This is a genomic window from Gluconobacter japonicus (genome assembly GCF_015244665.1).
Taxonomy (GTDB): Bacteria; Pseudomonadota; Alphaproteobacteria; order Acetobacterales; family Acetobacteraceae; genus Gluconobacter; species Gluconobacter japonicus.
On sequence record NZ_JABCQN010000004.1, the window covers coordinates 13,681 to 32,389 of the forward strand.

Genomic DNA, 18,709 nt, shown 5'->3' on the forward strand with positions numbered 1-18,709 from the left:
TGCCTTATTCTCCAAGTCTGACCGGAAGGCCGGCCTCATTCAGTGCCTGTTTGACGTCCCCAACGCGGAACTGTCCAAAATGGAAAACGCTGGCAGCCAACAGGCCGCTTGCGCCAACCTGCGCCCCTTCAACAAAGTGATGGAGTTCGCCAACGCCGCCGGATGCAACAACAGGGATGGTCACTGTACCACAGACCGCTTTGAGCAGATCCAGATCGAAACCGGACTTCGTGCCATCACGGTCCATGCTGGTAAGCAGGATTTCGCCTGCACCCAGATCCTGCATCTTTTTGGCCCATTCCACCGCATCCAGTCCGGTAGGTTCGCGGCCGCCCTTGGCATAGACTTCCCAGCCCCCACGACCATTCGAGCGCGCGTCAATGGCGACGACTACGCATTGGCTACCAAAGCGCTGCGAGGCTTCGCGGATCAATTCCGGACGCGTGATCGCCGCAGAATTTACGGCGCATTTGTCAGCACCAGCCAAAAGCAGGCGCCGCATGTCTTCACAGGTGCGAACGCCCCCGCCCACCGTCAAAGGAAGGCAGATGGCTTCAGCCGTCCGGCGAACGACATCGAGAATGGTATCCCGGTTCTCGACGCTGGCCGTGATGTCCAGAAACGTCAGCTCGTCGGCACCAGCGGCGTCATAGAGTTTCGCCTGTTCAACCGGATCGCCTGCATCACGAAGGGAGACGAAGTTTACCCCTTTGACGACGCGGCCGTCCTTGACGTCCAGGCAGGGAATGACGCGGAGTTTCAGCATGAACCGAGAACTTCCAAGGCGTCTTTAAGGGCAATGCGGCCATCATAAAGCGCACGGCCGACGATAGCCCCCGAAATGCCAGGAACCGTGCGAGCAATTTCACGCAAGTCCTTCAGGTGATCCAGCGTGCCAACACCCCCACTCGCAATCACGGGAATGGAGAGGCGGCGGGCCATATCGGCGGTCTGTTCCAGATCCAGACCGGCCAGCATGCCGTCACGCGTGATTTCCGTGAAGATGATGGCGGCAACGCCTGCATCTTCCATGCGGAGAGCCAAGTCATTGGCTTCCAGTTCGGATACTTCCGCCCAGCCTTCCGTCGCGACACGGCCCTGACGGGCATCAATGCCGGCGACAATCTGTCCGGGGAATGCACGCGCTGCCTGGCGAACCAGTTCCGGGTCCTTGACGGCGACGGAACCGAGAATGATACGGGACACGCCAGCCTCCAGCCAGCGTTCGATCGCAGCCATATCCCGGATGCCACCACCAAGCTGCACGGGTAGGCTTGTGGCTTTCACGATGGATTCAATAGCGGGAATATTCGTGGATTTTCCAGCGAAAGCGCCGTTCAGATCCACAACATGAACGTGACGACAACCCGCTTCTTCAAACAGGCGTGCCTGTGCGGCCGGATCATCAGAATAATGCGTGGCATCTTCCATCTCACCACGACGCAGACGGACGCAGGCGCCGTCTTTGAGATCAATGGCGGGATAGAGCGTCAGGCCGTGTGTGGCTTTTACGGGCGCTTCGGACGGTGCAGGTGCGCCACCGGCGTCTGGCGCAGCAATGCTGGATTGCCAGCGCGCAGCTTCATGTTCACCGGCGAGAAGTTTGGAGAAGAAAAGTCCGCGCACCGTCTGACCTCCGATCCGTGCATAATAGGGGTGGGTTCCCCAGTGCTCGAAGTCGAGCGACCGGAACAGCCCGATAGCAGCGTCATGCGTCTCACGCACGTCGCAGTTAATAACCTTGCAGCCCATGGCTTTTGCACCCTGGATCATGGCGTTGGCCAGCGCGCGACCAAGGCCGCGACCACGCGCGTAGGGAGCTACGAAAAATCCCGTCAGATTGACGGTGGCGGCATGGGCTTCATAACTGGAGGGTGGTCGAGCCAACTGGCCCGCGCCACAGATCATGCCCTTGTCACGAACAACATAAAGACTGCGTTCCGGAACGAGGAGCATGCCTTCGAAGTAGCGTTCCAGTGCCTGAGAGCCGGGTGGTTGCAGCCACCCGAAGCCACCGCCATCGAGAATAGCGGCTGTTACGGCTTCACACAGGGCTTCCATGTCATCGGGAGACAGGGACGAGACGACGCGTTCACAGGTAACGGTCATGATGTCCACCGCAGGAAGTTGCCCATGATGGTGAGGCCGACAGCCTGACTTTTTTCAACATGAAACTGCGTCCCACAGCGGTTGCCGCGAGCGACGATAGCTGGGACCGAAGAACCATACTGCGCGGTTGCGACCAGTTCGTCAGGGTTGCCGTCATGCAGGGCAAAAGAATGGACGAAATAGCCATGCACGCCGGGTTCCAGCCCTTCTGTCAGAAGATGCGCGCCGGGCGTAAAGTCCAGAGTGTTCCAACCCATATGGGGCAGGCGCAGACCGGCATCGGCGGCTTCGTCCATGCGGCGGATATTACCGGAAATCCAGCCCAGACCTTCGGTGCGACCATGCTCCAGACCATATTCGCTCATGAGTTGCATGCCGACGCAGATGCCGAGAAAGGGTGTGCCGTTGGCGGTTGCTGTTTCCAGCGTATTGCGAAGGTCGGTGCCCAGTCCTTCGGCGCAATCCGCGAAAGCACCCTGACCCGGAAGGATAAGACGATCGGCATTCAGGATCGCATCCGCATCGCGGGTGATGGTGACGTCGGCGTCGATGCCACGAAGGGTGGCGGCCTTGCGGGCGGCCTGAGCGGCCGAGGCAAGATTGCCACCATTATAGTCAATTACGACGACGCGCATGGGAACTCCGGGGGTGAAACGGGAGAAGGCTGCCGATCCGCCCAGCGGAGCAGCGCGATATCCTTGCTGGGGGCAGCAATCGGCGCACCGATCTTGCGCCCGTTAAGGCGCATTTCCCATAGACGGATATCAGACGTGAAAGTGGCCAGAGCGGCATGCAGGCTGACGATGAGAGCCATTTCCCATCGAGCAGTCACCAGAAGATGGAGCAGGATTGAAGCAGCCGCTGCCATCATGGCGGAAATCCAGGTGCCGTAAGTCAGGAGGCCCAGCCAGCCGAAAAACAGAACCCGCCACGAAAACCCGTCCTGCACCATGACGGGCAGGCCGAGCGGTCGGGATGAATTCGGGTCAACGCAAGGTGTGAATAGCTTCACAGGACGCCCTTGGTGGACGGGATGGCCCCTGCCGCACGCGGGTCCATCGAAACAGCGATGCGCAGGGCGCGGGCTACGGCCTTGAAGCCGCTTTCCGCGATATGGTGTGCATTGGTGCCAGCCTTGCAGGTCAGGTGCAGGGCGATATGGGCGGACATCGCAAAAGCACGGAAGAACTCTTCGAACAGTTCCGTATCCATCGTGCCGATCTTCTCGCGCGGGAACGTGACGTTCCAGGCCAGATAGGGGCGGCCGGAAATATCCACTACGGCTTCACACAGGGCTTCATCAAGCGGAACCAGCGCATGACCGAAGCGCTCGATGCCGCGCTTGTCACCGATGGCCTGACGGAACGCCTGACCGAAAACGATCCCCACGTCTTCAACCGTGTGATGCCCGTCGATATGCAGATCACCCTTGGCCACCAGTTCAAGATCAAAGCCGCCATGCTTGGCGAGCGCCGTCAGCATATGGTCGAAAAAGCCGATGCCGCTGTCCACGGTGGAGCGTCCCTGGCCGTCGAGAGACAGGGCCAGAGTGATGTCGGTTTCGCTTGTCGCGCGGTGCAGACGGGCGTGACGGGTTTCGGTCATGGTGGTTCTGCTACACCAGCGTGAGGGGTATTTCCACGCTGTCCCTGAAATGAGTGATGGAAAAGGAGGCTCATAGAGTGCCGCAGAACAGGGTTTCTGTCACCTCTCTTCAAGAGTTTGGGCAAGACTCTGCAAGCCTCTTGGCGGATGCGGTCGATCGCGCCATATCTGAACCTATGGCACATCATCATGCATCCCTCGAATTCCTTCTCTCCCGCGCCTCGACGGATAATCTCGTGGAGCCGCCCCCCAAGGGAGATCAGCTTCGCGATATCCTGTCCGCAGCGCTGCGAGCGCCGGATCATGGCCGTATGCGCCCCTGGCGTTACACGGTTATCAAAGGAAAGCACCGTGAGGCATTCGCTCAGGTTGTGCTCGAAGCCATGGACCGTCAGGAGCCGGATGCTCCTGCCGCCAAGAAGGCCAAGCGCCGGGGCCGCTTTTCCAGCATGCCCATGATCATTGCTCTGGGCATGCATATTGAGCCCGATGGCAAGATCCCGGTCATCGAACAGGAAATGTCTGTGGCCGCCGGAGCCATGAATGTTCTGAACGCGCTTCATGCGGAAGGCTTTGGTGGCGTCTGGGTGACGGGTGCTTTCTCGGAAGACCGTGCTCTGCTGGAAACGCTCGGTCTGAAGGAGCCTCATCGTCTGGCTGGCTTCCTCTTTGTAGGAACGCCGGAAAAGCCGGTCGAGGGACGCAAGCGGGCCGACGTTGATGACTACATGGCCATCTGGAAAGGTGAGCCGGTTACATTTGGCGCAGACGCAGGCTGACACGCATGACGTATGATGTGATTGTGGCGGGCGGTGGCCCGGTCGGGCTTGCCTGTGCCATTTCTCTGGCTCGGGATGGGCGGAAGGTTTGCGTTGTTGAACGGTCTCCACTCTCCGTTCTTGCTGATCCGCCCTTCGACGGTCGCGAAATTGCCCTGACACATCATGCGTCCAATTGGCTGAAGGACACGGGGGCTTGGGACGAAATTCCAGCAGAGTCCATTTGCCCGATGCATACGGCCCGCATTGAAACGGGGGCTGTGGGGAGTCATCCGCTTCTGTTCGATGCCCCGGCTGAGGGACCTGATGCGCTGGGTCATCTGGTTGCCAATCATCTGATCCGCCGTGCGCTGTATCGCGTGGCCGCTCGCACGCCTGGTGTTGAAATCCGTGCGGGCGAGGGAATTGAAACGGCACGGCATGATGCGCGCTCCGTGAGCGTAACCCTGACAGACGGTACGAAGCTGGATGCGGACCTTCTGGTCGCTGCTGATGGTCGCTTCTCGAAACTGCGGAACGCTGCGGGGATTGGCGCGATTGTTCATGATTTTGGTCGGAGCATTCTGGTCTGCCGCATGCATCATCCCGAGCCTCATGCCCATACGGCGCTTCAGTGGTTCGATGAAGGCCAGACCATTGCTTTGCTGCCAATCGCGCCTGATGGGCGGGAAGGAGCTTCGTCCTCACTGGTTCTGACGTTGCCTGATGAAGACATTGCTCGGCTCAAGGCCCTTGAACCGGAAGCATTCAACGCGGAGATCACGGAGCGTACGCACGGCCGTATGGGACCGATGACGCTTGAAAGCCCGCGCTGTTCCTATCCGCTGAAGGCTGTGTATGCCCATCGTTTTCATGCGCCACGCTTCGCGTTGATCGGGGATGCTGCGGTCGGGATGCATCCGATTACCGCTCATGGGTTCAATCTTGGGCTTAAGGGGCAGGAAACGCTGGCTCGGGCTATTCATGATGGGCCGGGTGATGCAGGGGCACCATCGGTTCTGGCGAAGTTTGCCCGGACGCATCGTCTGGCGACGGCGCCCCTTTTTGCAGCCACCAATGCGATTGCCACAGTTTATACGCGCGACGAAGCGCCATTTCTTGCCGCTCGAAAGCTTGGGCTGGCTGTCGCCAATCGCCTGCTGCCCTTCAAATCTGCGGTCACCAATATGCTGATGGATCGTCATTCCTGAGACGTTTGCGGAGTTCCCCATGAAAGCCTTTGGACATACACGTGCCACCCGCCTCGATGAGGCAGATGCATTGGTGGAACTGGATATTCCTGCTCCTGAACCGGGCTCCAGAGACGTCGTCGTTGAAATTTCGGCTGTTTCCGTTAACCCGGTTGATACGAAGCTGCGCTCTATCGCACCTCCGAACGGAGAAGCCCGCGTTCTGGGATATGACGCTGTTGGAACCGTCGTTGCGACAGGGGGGCAGGTTCGGGGCTTCCGAGCCGGAGACCGGGTGTTTTATGCAGGAAGTAGTCTGCGTCAGGGCAGTAATGCGCGGTTTCAGGCTATTGATGAGCGTTTGATTGCGCGTGCTCCTGAAAGTCTGACCGATGAGGAAGCGGCGGCTCTGCCGTTGACAGCTCTGACGGCCTGGGAACTGTTGTTTGACCGGCTGGGATTGCGGGCAGGTGAAATGGAAAGCCCCGACGCACTCTTGATCGTTGGCGGAGCGGGCGGTGTTGGGTCTATTCTGACGCAGATTGCCCGTCGTCTTACGGGGCTTGAAGTCATTGCGACGGCTTCCCGGCCGGAGACGGTCGAGTGGTGTAAGGCCATGGGCGCGCATCATGTGATCGATCATCGGCGGCCTCTGGATCAGGAATTGGCCCGTATTGGCATCCCGCATGTACGGTATGTTGCTGGTCTGACAGCGACAGGTCAGCACAAGGAGGCCATTGTTCGAGCACTGGCTCCACAGGGCGCGCTGGCCATGATTGATGATCCGGGCGAGTTCGACATTATGCCGTTCAAGCGCAAATCCCTGTCTGTTCATTGGGAATACATGTTCGCGCGGCCTGTTTTCGATACGCCCGATATGGCGGTACAGGGTCGTATTTTGGGGCAGGTGGCATCTTTGGTGGATGCCGGCCTTTTGCGGACGACCTTGAAGCAGGTGATCGGACCGATCACGCTGGAAAACCTGCGTAAGGCCCATGAGCTTATGGAGAGCGGCAAAGGGATTGGAAAAGCCGTTCTCTGCGGGTTCTAGGGAAGAGAGAAAGCACCGTTAGAGCGTGGTTATGTGCTCTAACGGTGCTTAAAATTTCAGTTGAAGTGTGTCCGCAGAAGTGGCGTGGGTGAAATACACAGCAGAATGAAACCAAAAATGATCATGACCTTCAGAACGAAGAAGATCATATGGTGAGACATTTCCCCGGCCGTGGCCATCATCATGAAGGGGTCAGGTGAGGGCAGATCTGCCCGTCGGTCCGTTTGCAGGTGCTCCAGAGCGGCGTTGCGCTGGTTGGCGCGTTCCGCGCGGCGGCGCACTTTTTCAGTCCCTGAAATATCTGCTTTTTCATAAAGGACGGAAAGATATGTCTCCAGATCTTCCCGTCTGTAAGCGGGACGTCCATCCGGCGTATGTGTCCTTTCTGGGCCTGCTCCCAGAATGGCGAGAGTTTTGAGGCGGCGCAGGGACAATCCAAGATAAACGGCAGATTCCGGGACAGTTAGCAGTCTTGAGCGCAAAGGCAGGTGGAAGACCTGACCTGTGGAAGAATGCCCGGAAAGATGTGACGGCGGAGTCATGGTCCGTGTCCCGACAGTACAGACAGAAAGACGCTAATGGATGGCTGCCGGAAAAGCGAGATTTTCCGGCAGGTATTGAACCGCCTCAGGCTGTTGTGAGCGTGATGTTCTCTGCGCCAAAACGGCGGAAAACATCAAACAGGATGGCATCCTGAACGCCGCCGCCATCGCGCGCAGACATGATGCGGACACTCAGGCTCATCGTCAGGTTGAAGTTGGACAAGGCACTGACCTTTACGGACGGAGCCGGATTTGACAGCACTTCGGGACGCTGTGCCGCGACCTCGATCAGCAGGGATTTCACCTTATCCAAATCGGCCGTACTGGGCACCTTGAAGTTCAGGGTCAGTACGCTTGTCGAACCGGAAGTGGTGCAGTTCTTTACGCTGGAGGTGATGAACTGGGAGTTTGGCACGATAAGCGTAGAGCCATCGCCCAGGCTGATATCGGTTGCACGGATACTGATGCGTTTAACGTCTCCCTTGGCACCAGCAATCTCGACCAGATCTCCAACGCGAACAGGGCGCTCTGCCATCAGGATCATGCCGGATACGAAGTTCTGGACGATAGACTGAAGACCAAAACCGATACCGACAGACAGAGCGCTCACCACCCATGTCAGATTCTGGACGGATAGGCCGGCAATCGAAAGAATGCCGAGGCCGACGAGGATCCAGGAGCAGTAGGTGAAGATGCTGAGAATGGATGTGGTCGCGCCGATATCCAACTGCGTTGTTGGCAGAAAGCGATCCCGGATCCAGTGCTTTGTCTGGCGGATCAGATAGTAGGCGACAATCACCAGGCCGACACAGAGAACAACGGTGTCGAGCGAGATTTTAACGCCATGGATCGTGTTGCCGACGAACAGAAGCTTCAGCCGGTTTCCGATATCGCCCATGCTGAAGCTGCCATCGGTCTGTGCAATCGAGAAAAGCAGCAGAAGCAGCAGGACGTTGCCCAGTCCGGATAAAATGACACTGATCTGGGTCAGGCGCCGGGATGAAAGGCCAAGCGCATGAAGGCGAACACTGAAGCGCCCTTCCGACTCAAAAACATGATCCAGCACGCTTCGCCAGCACAGGCCAAGCAGAACGACGACGGCCAGACCCGTACCGATTGAGAGCAGCCAGCCGTTCAGGGAGAAGGCAAAAGATACATATCCCAGCAGAATGGCGACCAACGAGATACCGAAGACCAGAGACGATAGTCCAAGCGCGGTGGGGGCGAATGTTTTCGTATCGTCCTGATTGCCCAGGCGTCTGAAAACATCAATCGCGCACAGACCAACCCCTAGGGAGAAAACAATTTCCAGCAGCGTCTGAAGAGTAGGGCCGAAAACGTCCTGCGCCTGAAAGGCCCGAAGCAGGTTCAGAGACAGAATATTGAGTGCCAGCATCCAGTCCACGCCCCGAAGCGCTTTTCGTTCTCCGGGGTTTCCTTCTGCCAGAACACCCTTGCGGCCAAAGACAGGAAGACCAGCGCCGATGATGAAGCCGCAGACAGGAAGGCTTTCTCCAAGCGTCAGGGCAATGGGACCGCCTTCTGTATCAAGGGCCGCCGCACTCCAGATGAGCCAGACAATCCCGCTGAAGATCGCACAGAGAATGCCGTTGAGCGTAATGGCGAGAATACTGCTGGCCAGTGCGTCTTTCACACCGTTTTCGGCGGACGTGCGGAATTTTGCTCCGGCACGGGAAAGGGCTTTCAGCGTAAAAGGCGAGATGACCCCGATCAGAACCAGACTTCCAATGCCGCCGATGAGGAGCATCATCCAGTCTGCCAGAACGCCACCGGGATGGAGGGATGAGCGGTTTTCAGGGCGTTCAGTCAGAAGCGCGTGCCAGAATTTTGGTGCTGCCGGAGAAACGGTGCGTTCTGACAGGGCTGCCTGTTGCAAGCGGGTACGCCGTGTGGCCACAGCTGAATTTAGTTGCTGGGCCTGCAGGTTATAGAGTTTGGCACGCATCAATGCTGATTTGACCGCCTGCGAATTTTGCTGAAGGCGCGTGCGCTGGGCGGTGACGGAACTGTCTTCGTTGTCCGCCGCCTTGGGGCCAAGAATCTTGAGGTAGGAATCCGTTATGTCGTCGTAGGACTGAATCTGGTTCAGGGCGTCCTGTGTATTCTGTTGAACCCGCTGGGTTCGGGCTGACAGATCGTCCAGTTCACTGCTGCCAATATTGGCGTCGGCGCGGTTGAGTGTGGCGAAGATCTGTTTGAGAGTTGCAGAACTGTCTTCAAGCTGCCGATTGATCGTGTCTGAAACAGCACTCCATCCAAGGCCACCATTCGTGTCAGCCGGGATTTTCTGTGGTGTGGTCTGTGCAGCCGAAGGAGGCGCTGCCTGCGTGGCAGAAGGCAGAAGAGGCGTGCCACAAAAGAGCGTTAGGGCAAGGAAGGCACCATTGCGGGTCAGGCGGGTTCGCCCGGTTTTTCTGGGCCTTGTGGGTCTATGCTCTTTCATGTGGCGCTTTCACTCCTAGTGTGGATGATCATGTCAACGATCTGAAGGGGGCAAGGTTCAGGAAGGGCATGTATCCGTATCTGATCTGTCAGAATTTTCTGACGACAAAACAGAAAACGCCCCTGCTACAGGAAACAGGGGCGCTGAAAATGACTGGCTGTCAGGAAAAGGCTGTATCAGGCAGGCTTGGAAGAGCCATGCGCATCAGAAATCGTCTCGAAGCCTTTGCGGCGCATGGCTTCGAGAAGTTCCGTCTTCAGGCGTGCCAGAATGCCGGGGCCTTGGAGCACGAAGGACGAATAGATCTGCACCATATCGGCGCCTGTACAGATGCGGTCGAGAATATCGTCTCCTGTCTCGATGCCGCCGCAGGAAATCAGAGCGATGCGCCCTTTGTTAAGGCGCGAAACGACTTTCAGAACTTCCCGGGAGCGAGGGGCTAGCGGGCGTCCGGAGAGGCCGCCTGTTTCCGTCGCGTAAGAGCTGTGAAGTCCAGCGGGTCGAGCGATAGTTGTGTTTGTAAGAATCAGCCCTTGTGCTCCGCCCGCGATGGCCGCTTCAAGGATGGGCTCATAGGAACTGTCATCCATGTCGGGTGCCAGCTTGACCAGAAGGGGCAGACGGTCCGGATTGCGGGTGTTGATCGCTGCCAGAAGATCCGTGAGCATCTGGGCAGATTGAAGATCGCGCAGGCCCGGGGTGTTAGGGGACGACAGGTTCATCGTCACGTAATCCACATACGGACTGACGCGGGAAACAAGTTCCGGATAATCCCGCAGGGGGGCGGCACCGATCTTGTTGATGCCAATATTCGCGCCCAGAGGCACAGTCGCACCGCGTGTGCGACCATTGGGCATCGGGCGGTGCAGGCGCGCGAGGTTGCGGCAGAAGCGATCAATGCCGCAGCCATTGAACCCCATGCGATTGATGATGGCTCCGTCTTCCGGCAGGCGGAACAGGCGGGGCTGCGGGTTGCCGGGCTGTGGTCGTGGCGTCACGGTACCGGCTTCCACATGACCGAATCCGAGCTTGGCCAGAGGCCGGACGGCACGGGCATTTTTATCGAAGCCCGCAGCCAGACCAATCGGGTTCGGAAAGCGAAGGCCAAATGCGCGGGTCGCGAGGGCCGGAACGTCTTTCGGGGCAGACCCTCCGAGGCCAAGGGCCATGGAGTTTATGGCAAGCTCGTGCGCCGTTTCCGGGTCGAAGCGGTGCAGGAGGGGCGTGGCCAGTTTTCCAAGATCAATCATGGGTCTTTTCCTTACCGCAAACCGGCACATGGTGCACAGGGCTGGGCAGAACGTGATGGCAGAGGGGTTGGCGGCAGCATGGGGACGCGATAGACGCGGAACAATGTGGGAAGAACCCTATCTTGAAACATGCTGCCGCTCGACTCTGCACCGACTGCTGCTTTGCGGCGATGCCGGTCGCCCAACGGGGCTACGTGACCAGCCCTGCCTGGAACGTCTTGAGCGTATGGGGTTTGTGCGTCTGCGTGATGACGGTCGGTTCGTGATTACGGAAGCCGGTCTTGCGCGGCATCGCTTGGAAATCGGCCCGACGGCCTGAGTTCAGCCTTTTTGCCATGCCTGTTCCAGCCCATCCCGAGAGGCTGTAATCAGGTCATTGAGATCACCATCGTAGAGACTGTCTGGCACATCGGATGAGAAGATTTCGACCGTGCAGGCTCCGCGGAAACCGGCTTCCCAAGTGGCATGAAGTAGATCGTGCAGCGGGATCAGCCCGTCACTGGGGATCAGGCGATCCGTAGTGGAAAAAGGTGTGCGCCAGTCACTGACCTGAAGGACGTTGATCTTGTCTCCGGCACGGTAGATGGCGGAGCAGACGTCCTCCTGCTGCCAGATGTTCCAGTAATCGAGACATAATCCCATGGCCGGATGACCGACACCGTCAATAATGTCCATCGCCTGATCAATGGTCCAGATGGCGCTTTCGATATTTACAGAGGTCGGATTCAACGGCTCCAGCGATAGAGAAACGCCAAGATCGGCTGCCAGAGGGCAGAGGTCTCGCAGATATCGGACAGTTTCATCCATGACCCGATGCATGTTGCCGTCTGGTGGTGCGCCCGTGTTGGTGACGAAGACGGTGCCCGGCGCATAAGGCGCGAGCGTCTCAATGCTCTTCTTGAGGCGTGCAACCCTCTGGGCCGGCTCGGAGGGTTTGGGAGCCATTCGGCTCTCAAAGAATGTACGAACTGATGGTTGAATTGCGCTGATGACCATTCCGCTGCTGGCGGCCAGAGTCATCTGTTCATGGATGCGCGCAGGATCCAGCTTCGCTTCACAAATCTCGATGGCCTGAACGCCGGCTGCTTTGTAATGCGCAACGTCTTCTTCAAAAGACCAGGGCTGAGTGGTGAACTCGTTCATGCCGAAGAGGAAAGGCAGGGTCATGGGATCAGCCTTTCAGGAACTCAATGACGGTTCGATTGAACTTCTCAGTTTCATCAATGAACACCATATGAGCACTGTCCTTGAAGAAAACGGCTTCACAGTTGGGCATATGATCTGCCACCCAGGCAGGACCGCCAGCAGGAAGAATCTTGTCTTTCTCGGCGACCATCATAAGGGACCGCAGACTCAAATGCGGCAACACATCCCGCCAGTCCTGCGTCGTATGATCGGCCATCATGGCGGCACGAGCGTAATCGGGGCTTGCTGCCATTTCTCGCAGGAGGAAAGCTTTTTCATCCTGGGGGATTTCATGACTCAGGCAGTCTGCCAGATTGGTCTGGTCAAAATTCTCGGAATCAAGAAAAACCTGCTGCTGAAGGTATGCCAGCCCGGCCTGATCGTAGCAGGTGGCATGGCCGAGCTTCCAGGTCGGTGAATAGTACTGTTTCGGTGTCTGCTGCACGAAGATGGCGCTTCGGAGCCGGTCCTGCCCGAACAGTTCCAGATAGGACCAGATAATCGGACATCCGATGGACCAGCCCAGAACCGTGGTGTCCTGAAGATTCAATGCTCCGATGAGGTCCCGCAGATCAGCAGCAAGACGGGCGATACGGTAGCCATGTTTCGGTTTGTCTGAACGGCCATGACCGCGCAGGTCCATGGTAATGACACGGGCATGTTCTGCCAGGGCTTCTCTGTTGCGGTGAAAGAACCGTCCGGAAAATGTCCATCCGTGAATGAGGACGAGCGGCCGACCGTGCCCCTGCTCGTCGTAGTAAATACGGGTTCCGTCACTGGCAGTGATGTGCGGCATGGAAGGCTCCGGCCCCGCCTTGCAGGGTATGAAAGGGGTGTGAGGCCATAGCGTTTCAAGGGTATTGACGGTTTCGTGGTAAAGGAGCGTTTGCGCTTGCGTGGACGCATCGGTAAATTGGCAGTGTCATGACAGCTTCCTCTCCTTCCGTTCCCCCGAACCGCGTTCTTTCGCCGATTGATCTTGGCCAGGGTGTGGTGATCGAAGACCCGGTGATCCTCGCTCCGCTTTCGGGCGTGACGGATCTGCCGTTCCGTCAGCTTGCGCGCGACCTGGGCGCCGGGCTTGTGGTGTCTGAGATGATCGCGTCCTGGGCGATGATCCGGGAAAATGAGAACACCATGCGTATGGCGCGTCCTGCTGATAATGGCCCGAATGCCGTACAGCTTGCGGGCTGTGATCCGGAAGCGATGGCGCAGGCTGCAAAGATTGCGGTCGATGGAGGAGCTAACCTCATCGACATCAATTTCGGCTGCCCCGTGAAGAAGGTTGCGATCGGGCAGATGGCTGGTTCGGCACTGATGCGTGATGAAGTGCAGGCCGGAAGAATCCTTGAGGCGACGGCACGCGCGGTCAATGTTCCCGTGACGCTCAAAATGCGGATGGGCTGGGATCATAATTCTCTCAACGCGCCACGGCTTGCGAAAATCGCGGAAGAGAGTGGAATCAGGCTCGTGACGGTACATGGGCGTACGCGTCAGATGTTCTACAACGGGACGGCCGACTGGCGTTATGTGAAGACCGTGAAAGATGCTGTCGGTTTGCCGGTGATCGTGAATGGGGACATCAATTCGATCCGCGATGCGCGTGAAGCGTTGCATCAGTCCGGGGCGGATGGCGTGATGATCGGGCGCGGGTGTTATGGGCGGCCGTGGTTCACGGCTCAGGTCGCTCAGTCCCTGAAAACGGGGCAGGATGTTCCTGATCCGGATCTGGCGACGGAAAAATCCATTGCTCTGCGTCACTACCGGATGATGCTCGATCACTTTGGAGAACGTCCCGGTCTGCGGCTCGCTCGCAAGCATGTGTCCTGGTATTCCGCCGGGCTTCCGGGCTCTGCGACATTCCGGTCTGCCATTAATCACGTGGATAACGCGCCGGAAGCGATCGGGATGATGGAAGAGTTCTATGATCGGCACATTGAGGCTGGCGTCGTAAGGGATCGAGAGAATGGTCCTGCGGGGAGTATGCCGCGTGATGGATGCAGTGAGGCAGCCTGAGATCGTGAGGCATCTCTTGTCTGATCGTTGCCTTGATCGTCAGGCATGATGACGCAGGTTGAACCCCTTCTGGCGGATGACGCCTGTCGGCCGGTTTTTCTTTATGGGGCCTCTCGGCTGGATCGGCAGGATGTGGCGCGCCGTCTGCATAGTCACAGCCGTAGAGCCCGGAAGCCTTTCATTGTCGCTGCGTTGACCGCCACCCCCTGCGCTTTACGGGAAGAAGCCCTGTTCGGGGGGCGTGAATCGGGATGGTTTGCGCAAGCTCAGGGCGGCACTCTGCTTGTGGATGAGATCGATTGTCTCGACCCGGCTTTGCAGGCTCGGTTTGTTGAGGAAATCGAACGTCTGGAAGCGGATGTCAGAATTATTGCTGCCAGTCGGCATGACCTGACCCTGTTGCTGCGGCAAGGTGGTTTTCAGGCCGGATTGCATCGTTGGCTGACAGCATTCGAGCCATCCCAGCGTCTCGGGCCAGAACGGATTAGTGCTGTCTGTCGGCTTCCCGGAGCTGGAAATGATCGCCCTCGGGGATTGGCCAGAGCTCTGGAGCGCCCGCTGACCGAGTATTTTGAAACCGGTCTTGAAAATGATGCAGGCGATCTGCATGCCAGCGTGATTGGGGAAGTCGAGCGGCCGCTCATCACCATGGTCCTTCGGCGCACGAGCGGTAATCAGCTTCGGGCAGCGGCCATGCTTGGTCTGAACCGCAACACCCTGCGCAAGAAGATCAGGGAACTGGATATCACGGTTCCAAAGGGAAGTGACGAGTGAGTGTTTTGTCTCCGGGGCGTTTGCTGAGACGACTGACAAGCGCCAACGGGGTGGTTCTTCTCACCGTTATGGCGCTGATTCTGGCGTTTGCGACCTTTGTTGTTCTGGCGGGCGGAATGTCACTGGCGCATCGCCCGCAGGTGCAGGCGATCATTTTCCTGCTCGATTTTATCATGCTCATGCTCATTACTGCAGCGGGCGTGGTGCAGATCGGGCGGATGCTGGCAGAGCGGCGGTTGGGGCTGGCTGGGGCGAGGTTGCATGCGCGGCTCATCACGCTGTTCGGGATTGTGGCAGTTGCACCAACGATTGTTGTGGGAGCCGTGGCGGCGCTGTTTTTCCACTATGGCGTGGAAATCTGGTTTTCCAATCGTGTCAGTAATGCGCTGACAGAAGCGCGGTCTGTCGCGGCTGGTTATCTGCAGGAGCATAACGACAATATCCGGACGGAAGCCTTCGCTCTCGCCAACACGCTCATCCTGATTCAGAACGATGAACTATTCACGCATGGAACAGATCTTTTCCATAATCCCGCCCGTCTTCAGGAACTTCTGGATGACGAGGTCTATGAGCGTGGACTGACGGACGCAGAAGTTTTCGATCCGTTGACCAACAAGGTTCTAGGGGTGGGTGGCTTACTGGGCAATACGGACATGAGTGCCCGGCCACCGCTTCCGCCGAAGTCCGTTGTCGAGATGGCGCGTGCCGGGGACGTCGCCATTCTCGATCGGCCGGATCAGCGGATTGTCCGTGCTGTGGTGTCGCTGGGCGGAAATTCCGGCCTGATGTTGGTGATTACCCGGCCTGTCGATCCGGAAGTTCTGGAGCATATGCGCCGCACGAATGAACTCGTGCAGGACTACCAGCGCATGATCTCCAATCGCGGCAAGACGCAGGTCACGGTCGTGGTGATTTTCGGCTTGATGGGGTTGCTGGTTCTTGCGGTTGGTATGCTGACCGGCCTTGCGTTGGCGAACCGTATTGCCAACCCGCTGGGTCTTCTGATTCTTGCTGCGACACGGATTTCTCAGGGGGACCTGGGTGTCCGCGTGCCGGTTCCCGCAAAATCCAGTCGGGAAAAGGACGATGAGGTTGTGGGCCTGTCCCGTGCGTTCAACCGCATGACGGACCAGCTTGAGAGCCAGCGTTCGGAACTGATGCAGGCTTACGATCAGATCAATGAGCGCCGCCGCTTTACGGAAACTGTTCTGGCGGGTGTGTCGGCGGGTGTGATTGGTCTGGATCGCGGGCAGGTGATTGAACTGCCCAACAGGGCTGCTTCCATAGTGTTGCAGCGCGATCTTCAGCCAGCGATTGGTACAAAGCTCTCAGTCAGCGTGCCGGAGTTTTCGGCTCTGCTCGACAAGGCCCGTCTTGCGCCGGATCGGGTGCATACGGATGAAATTCAGGTGGATACGGACGGGGCGCAGCGTCCCGGGGGGCCGGGTGAAGGCGGCGGTGCTGGAGCAGGTCGGACGCTCCTGGTCCGGGTTGTGGCAGAACTGCGTGGCACGGATGTTGCGGGCTATGTTGTCACCTTTGACGATATTACCGCCCTTCAGTCCGCACAGCGTAAGGCCGCATGGGCCGATGTCGCACGTCGCGTCGCCCATGAAATCAAGAACCCTTTGACGCCGATCCAGCTTGCCGCAGAACGGCTAAAAAGGCGGTTTCTGAAGGAAATCCAGAGTGATCCGGACACTTACACCCAGCTTGTGGATACGATTGTCCGGCAGGTTGGCGACATCGGCCGGATGGTCGATGAGTTCTCAGCTTTTGCGCGGATGCCGCAGCCTGTCATGCAGAATGAGGATTTTTCAAGGATCTGTCGTGAAGCTCTCGTTCTTCAGAGAAATGCCCATCCGGACATTGTGTTTGAAACGGTCGATCTTCCGCCTTCCGGGCCCGTTGTGCGGTGTGATCGGCGACTCATAGGGCAGGCGCTGACAAATCTGCTACAGAATGCTGCCGATGCCATTGTCATGACAGGCCGCGGAAAACCGGGAGAAAATGGTCCTGAGGGGCCGGTGCAGCCAATTGGTCACATTGTGGTGGGCTTGCACATTCGGGACGGGCATGTCCTGCTAGGGATAGAAGATGACGGGATCGGCCTGCCAGCGGGGGAACGCCACCGGCTGACCGAGCCCTATGTTACACACAAGGCAAAGGGCACGGGCCTCGGTCTTGCGATTGTCAAAAAGATCATGGAGGACCATGCCGGGATGCTTCAACTCACCGATCGGGACCCTGATCCGTCCAATGGGCGGCGCGGGACGCTCGTCACGCTGTCTCTGCCTCTGGCGGAGCCGGACGGTGCGGGAGAGAAGGAAGGCCGGATCATGAGGGTGACAGATGGAACATGAGATTCTGATCGTCGATGACGAGCCGGACATCCGGTTCCTGATCGAGGGTATCCTGAACGACGAAGGATACGCGACCCGTACGGCCGCGAACTCCGATCAGGCTCTGGAGCTTTTCAGGGCTAACAGGCCGTCTTTGGCTATTCTGGATATCTGGTTGCAGGGTTCAAAGCTGGATGGTCTTGAACTGCTCAAGACCATGCGGGCCGAAGAGCCGGGAATGCCTGCAGTCATGATTTCGGGCCACGGGACGATTGAAACGGCTGTGGCCAGTCTCAAGCATGGGGCCTATGACTTCATCGAGAAGCCGTTCCAGTCGGACCGGTTGCTGGTTGTGGTGCAGCGTGCCCTCGAAGCTGCGCGTCTTCAGCGGGAAAATGCAGAACTGAAGCTGAGGGCCGGCCCGGAAACGACGCTTTCTGGCGAAGGTGCAGCCATTTCGGCAGTTCGTGCTCAGATCGAGCGTGTAGCTCCCACCAATTCCCGGGTGCTGATTACCGGTCCTGCTGGTTCCGGCAAGGAAGTGGCCGCGCGCATGATCCATGCACGGTCCCGCCGTGCGGAAGGTCCGTTCGTTGCCCTGAACTGTGCCACACTGGCTCCGAACCGCTTTGAGGAAGAACTTTTCGGCCTTGAGGGTAGCGATGGGCAACCAGCGCGCCGGGGCGTTCTGGAGCGTTCTCATCGGGGGACATTGCTCCTTGATGAAGTGGCCGACATGCCTCTGGAGACGCAGGGCAAGATTGTCCGTGCCCTTCAGGATCAGACATTTGAACGGATTGGCGGGAATACGCGCATCAAGGTGGATGTTCGTGTCATCGCGACGACCAACCGGGATCTGCAGTCTGAGATCATGGCGCATCGGTTCCGGGAAGATCTGTATTACCGTCTGGCTGTCGTACCGCTGCGTATTCCGTCGTTGCGCGAGCGCCGGGAAGATATTCCGGGTCTGGCCAAGCACTTTCTTGAGCGCTGTGCCCAGTCTTCAGGACTGCCAATCCGTGAACTTTCCGTAGATGCGCTGGCTGCCTTGCAGGCCTATGAATGGCCGGGCAATGTTCGCGAATTGCGGAACCTGATGGAACGTCTTCTGATCATGATGCCGGGTTCGGGGAGTGATCCCATTCGGGCTGATATGCTACCTTCCAGCATCAGTCAGGGGGCACCTTCCATGACACGGCTGAACTCCGGGGCAGACGTCATGAGCCTTCCGCTCCGCGAAGCACGCGATCTGTTCGAGACCCAGTATCTTCAGGTTCAGTTGATGCGTTTCGGCGGCAATATTAGTCGGACAGCCAATTTTGTCTGCATGGAACGAAGTGCCTTGCACCGCAAACTCAAGCAGTTGGGTGTGACGACACAGGAAGATCGCTCCACTTCTCCTGCTGTCGGAAGTTGAGCACTC

At 58.2% G+C, this 18,709-nt stretch carries 18 protein-coding genes; 8 read left to right on the forward strand and 10 right to left on the reverse strand.

What is annotated here, in order from left to right; translation table 11 throughout:
• Positions 1-4: 4 nt before the first annotated feature.
• The 5 genes from hisF to hisB are packed head-to-tail and all read right to left on the reverse strand — an operon-like array spanning position 5 to position 3,714.
• On the reverse strand, positions 5-766 hold the full coding sequence (hisF, locus tag HKD32_RS09385; RefSeq protein WP_061932192.1) for an imidazole glycerol phosphate synthase subunit HisF: 762 nt from the start codon (positions 764-766) through the stop codon (positions 5-7).
• Positions 760-2,109: a 1-(5-phosphoribosyl)-5-[(5-phosphoribosylamino)methylideneamino]imidazole-4-carboxamide isomerase gene (hisA, locus tag HKD32_RS09390; RefSeq protein ID WP_194257914.1), complete on the reverse strand. Its 1,350-nt coding sequence runs from the start codon at positions 2,107-2,109 to the stop codon at positions 760-762. The genes hisF and hisA overlap by 7 nt, the downstream gene beginning before the upstream one ends.
• On the reverse strand, positions 2,106-2,744 hold the full coding sequence (gene hisH, locus HKD32_RS09395) for an imidazole glycerol phosphate synthase subunit HisH (RefSeq protein ID WP_007284037.1): 639 nt from the start codon (positions 2,742-2,744) through the stop codon (positions 2,106-2,108). The genes hisA and hisH overlap by 4 nt, the downstream gene beginning before the upstream one ends.
• Entirely contained in the window at positions 2,729-3,121 is a 393-nt protein-coding gene (locus tag HKD32_RS09400) for a hypothetical protein (RefSeq protein WP_061932196.1), read from the reverse strand. Before HKD32_RS09400 ends, hisH begins: the two co-directional genes overlap by 16 nt.
• Positions 3,118-3,714 carry an imidazoleglycerol-phosphate dehydratase HisB gene (hisB, locus tag HKD32_RS09405; RefSeq protein ID WP_010502335.1) on the reverse strand — a complete coding sequence of 199 codons (597 nt, stop codon included), beginning with the start codon at positions 3,712-3,714 and terminating at the stop codon, positions 3,118-3,120. Before hisB ends, HKD32_RS09400 begins: the two co-directional genes overlap by 4 nt.
• A 77-nt stretch (positions 3,715-3,791) precedes the next feature.
• On the opposite strand from hisB, the gene HKD32_RS09410 reads away from it, so the two are divergent.
• From HKD32_RS09410 to HKD32_RS09420, 3 genes are read left to right on the forward strand one after another with little or no spacing between them, the layout of a single operon-like run.
• On the forward strand, positions 3,792-4,493 hold the full coding sequence (locus tag HKD32_RS09410) for a nitroreductase family protein (RefSeq protein WP_194257915.1): 702 nt from the start codon (positions 3,792-3,794) through the stop codon (positions 4,491-4,493).
• Between the two features lie 5 nt (positions 4,494-4,498).
• Positions 4,499-5,683 (forward strand): 5-demethoxyubiquinol-8 5-hydroxylase UbiM, encoded by a 1,185-nt coding sequence (gene ubiM / locus HKD32_RS09415; protein WP_061932198.1) that lies wholly within the window; start codon positions 4,499-4,501, stop codon positions 5,681-5,683.
• A gap of 19 nt (positions 5,684-5,702) precedes the next feature.
• The gene (locus HKD32_RS09420; protein ID WP_061932200.1) at positions 5,703-6,713 is read left to right on the forward strand and encodes a zinc-binding alcohol dehydrogenase family protein; all 1,011 of its coding nucleotides are present in this window, start codon (positions 5,703-5,705) and stop codon (positions 6,711-6,713) included.
• Between the two features lie 56 nt (positions 6,714-6,769).
• Here the strand turns inward: HKD32_RS09420 and HKD32_RS09425 are convergent, their stop codons facing one another.
• The 3 genes from HKD32_RS09425 to HKD32_RS09435 all read right to left on the reverse strand — a co-directional run bounded on the left by HKD32_RS09425 (position 6,770) and on the right by HKD32_RS09435 (position 10,969).
• Positions 6,770-7,255 carry a hypothetical protein gene (locus tag HKD32_RS09425; protein WP_061932202.1) on the reverse strand — a complete coding sequence of 162 codons (486 nt, stop codon included), beginning with the start codon at positions 7,253-7,255 and terminating at the stop codon, positions 6,770-6,772.
• Between the two features lie 85 nt (positions 7,256-7,340).
• Positions 7,341-9,719, reverse strand: coding sequence for a DUF3772 domain-containing protein (locus HKD32_RS09430; protein ID WP_194257916.1), 2,379 nt, complete (start codon positions 9,717-9,719; stop codon positions 7,341-7,343).
• Between the two features lie 176 nt (positions 9,720-9,895).
• Positions 9,896-10,969, reverse strand: coding sequence for a quinone-dependent dihydroorotate dehydrogenase (locus HKD32_RS09435; protein ID WP_061932204.1), 1,074 nt, complete (start codon positions 10,967-10,969; stop codon positions 9,896-9,898).
• A 103-nt stretch (positions 10,970-11,072) separates the two neighbouring features.
• Between HKD32_RS09435 and HKD32_RS09440 the strand changes: the two genes are divergently transcribed.
• A complete protein-coding gene (locus HKD32_RS09440; protein WP_026017469.1) occupies positions 11,073-11,288 on the forward strand; it encodes a hypothetical protein in 216 nt (71 codons plus the stop codon).
• Between the two features lie 2 nt (positions 11,289-11,290).
• Here the strand turns inward: HKD32_RS09440 and HKD32_RS09445 are convergent, their stop codons facing one another.
• Complete coding sequence (locus HKD32_RS09445; RefSeq protein WP_061932206.1) at positions 11,291-12,136, reverse strand: sugar phosphate isomerase/epimerase family protein; 846 nt, start codon at positions 12,134-12,136, stop codon at positions 11,291-11,293.
• Positions 12,137-12,140: 4 nt separating this feature from the next.
• Positions 12,141-12,950, reverse strand: a complete 810-nt coding sequence (locus tag HKD32_RS09450; protein ID WP_061932208.1) for an alpha/beta fold hydrolase — start codon at positions 12,948-12,950, stop codon at positions 12,141-12,143.
• A 128-nt stretch (positions 12,951-13,078) separates the two neighbouring features.
• Between HKD32_RS09450 and dusB the strand changes: the two genes are divergently transcribed.
• The 4 genes from dusB to ntrX are packed head-to-tail and all read left to right on the forward strand — an operon-like array spanning position 13,079 to position 18,703.
• Entirely contained in the window at positions 13,079-14,170 is a 1,092-nt protein-coding gene (dusB, locus tag HKD32_RS09455) for a tRNA dihydrouridine synthase DusB (RefSeq protein ID WP_061932210.1), read from the forward strand.
• 45 nt (positions 14,171-14,215) lie between these two features.
• Complete coding sequence (locus HKD32_RS09460; protein WP_010502321.1) at positions 14,216-14,944, forward strand: sigma 54-interacting transcriptional regulator; 729 nt, start codon at positions 14,216-14,218, stop codon at positions 14,942-14,944.
• Positions 14,941-17,307 carry a sensor histidine kinase NtrY-like gene (locus tag HKD32_RS09465; RefSeq protein ID WP_061932212.1) on the forward strand — a complete coding sequence of 789 codons (2,367 nt, stop codon included), beginning with the start codon at positions 14,941-14,943 and terminating at the stop codon, positions 17,305-17,307. Before HKD32_RS09460 ends, HKD32_RS09465 begins: the two co-directional genes overlap by 4 nt.
• Positions 17,297-18,703, forward strand: a complete 1,407-nt coding sequence (gene ntrX, locus HKD32_RS09470; RefSeq protein WP_010502315.1) for a nitrogen assimilation response regulator NtrX — start codon at positions 17,297-17,299, stop codon at positions 18,701-18,703. The genes HKD32_RS09465 and ntrX overlap by 11 nt, the downstream gene beginning before the upstream one ends.
• The last annotated feature ends 6 nt before the right edge of the window (positions 18,704-18,709 follow it).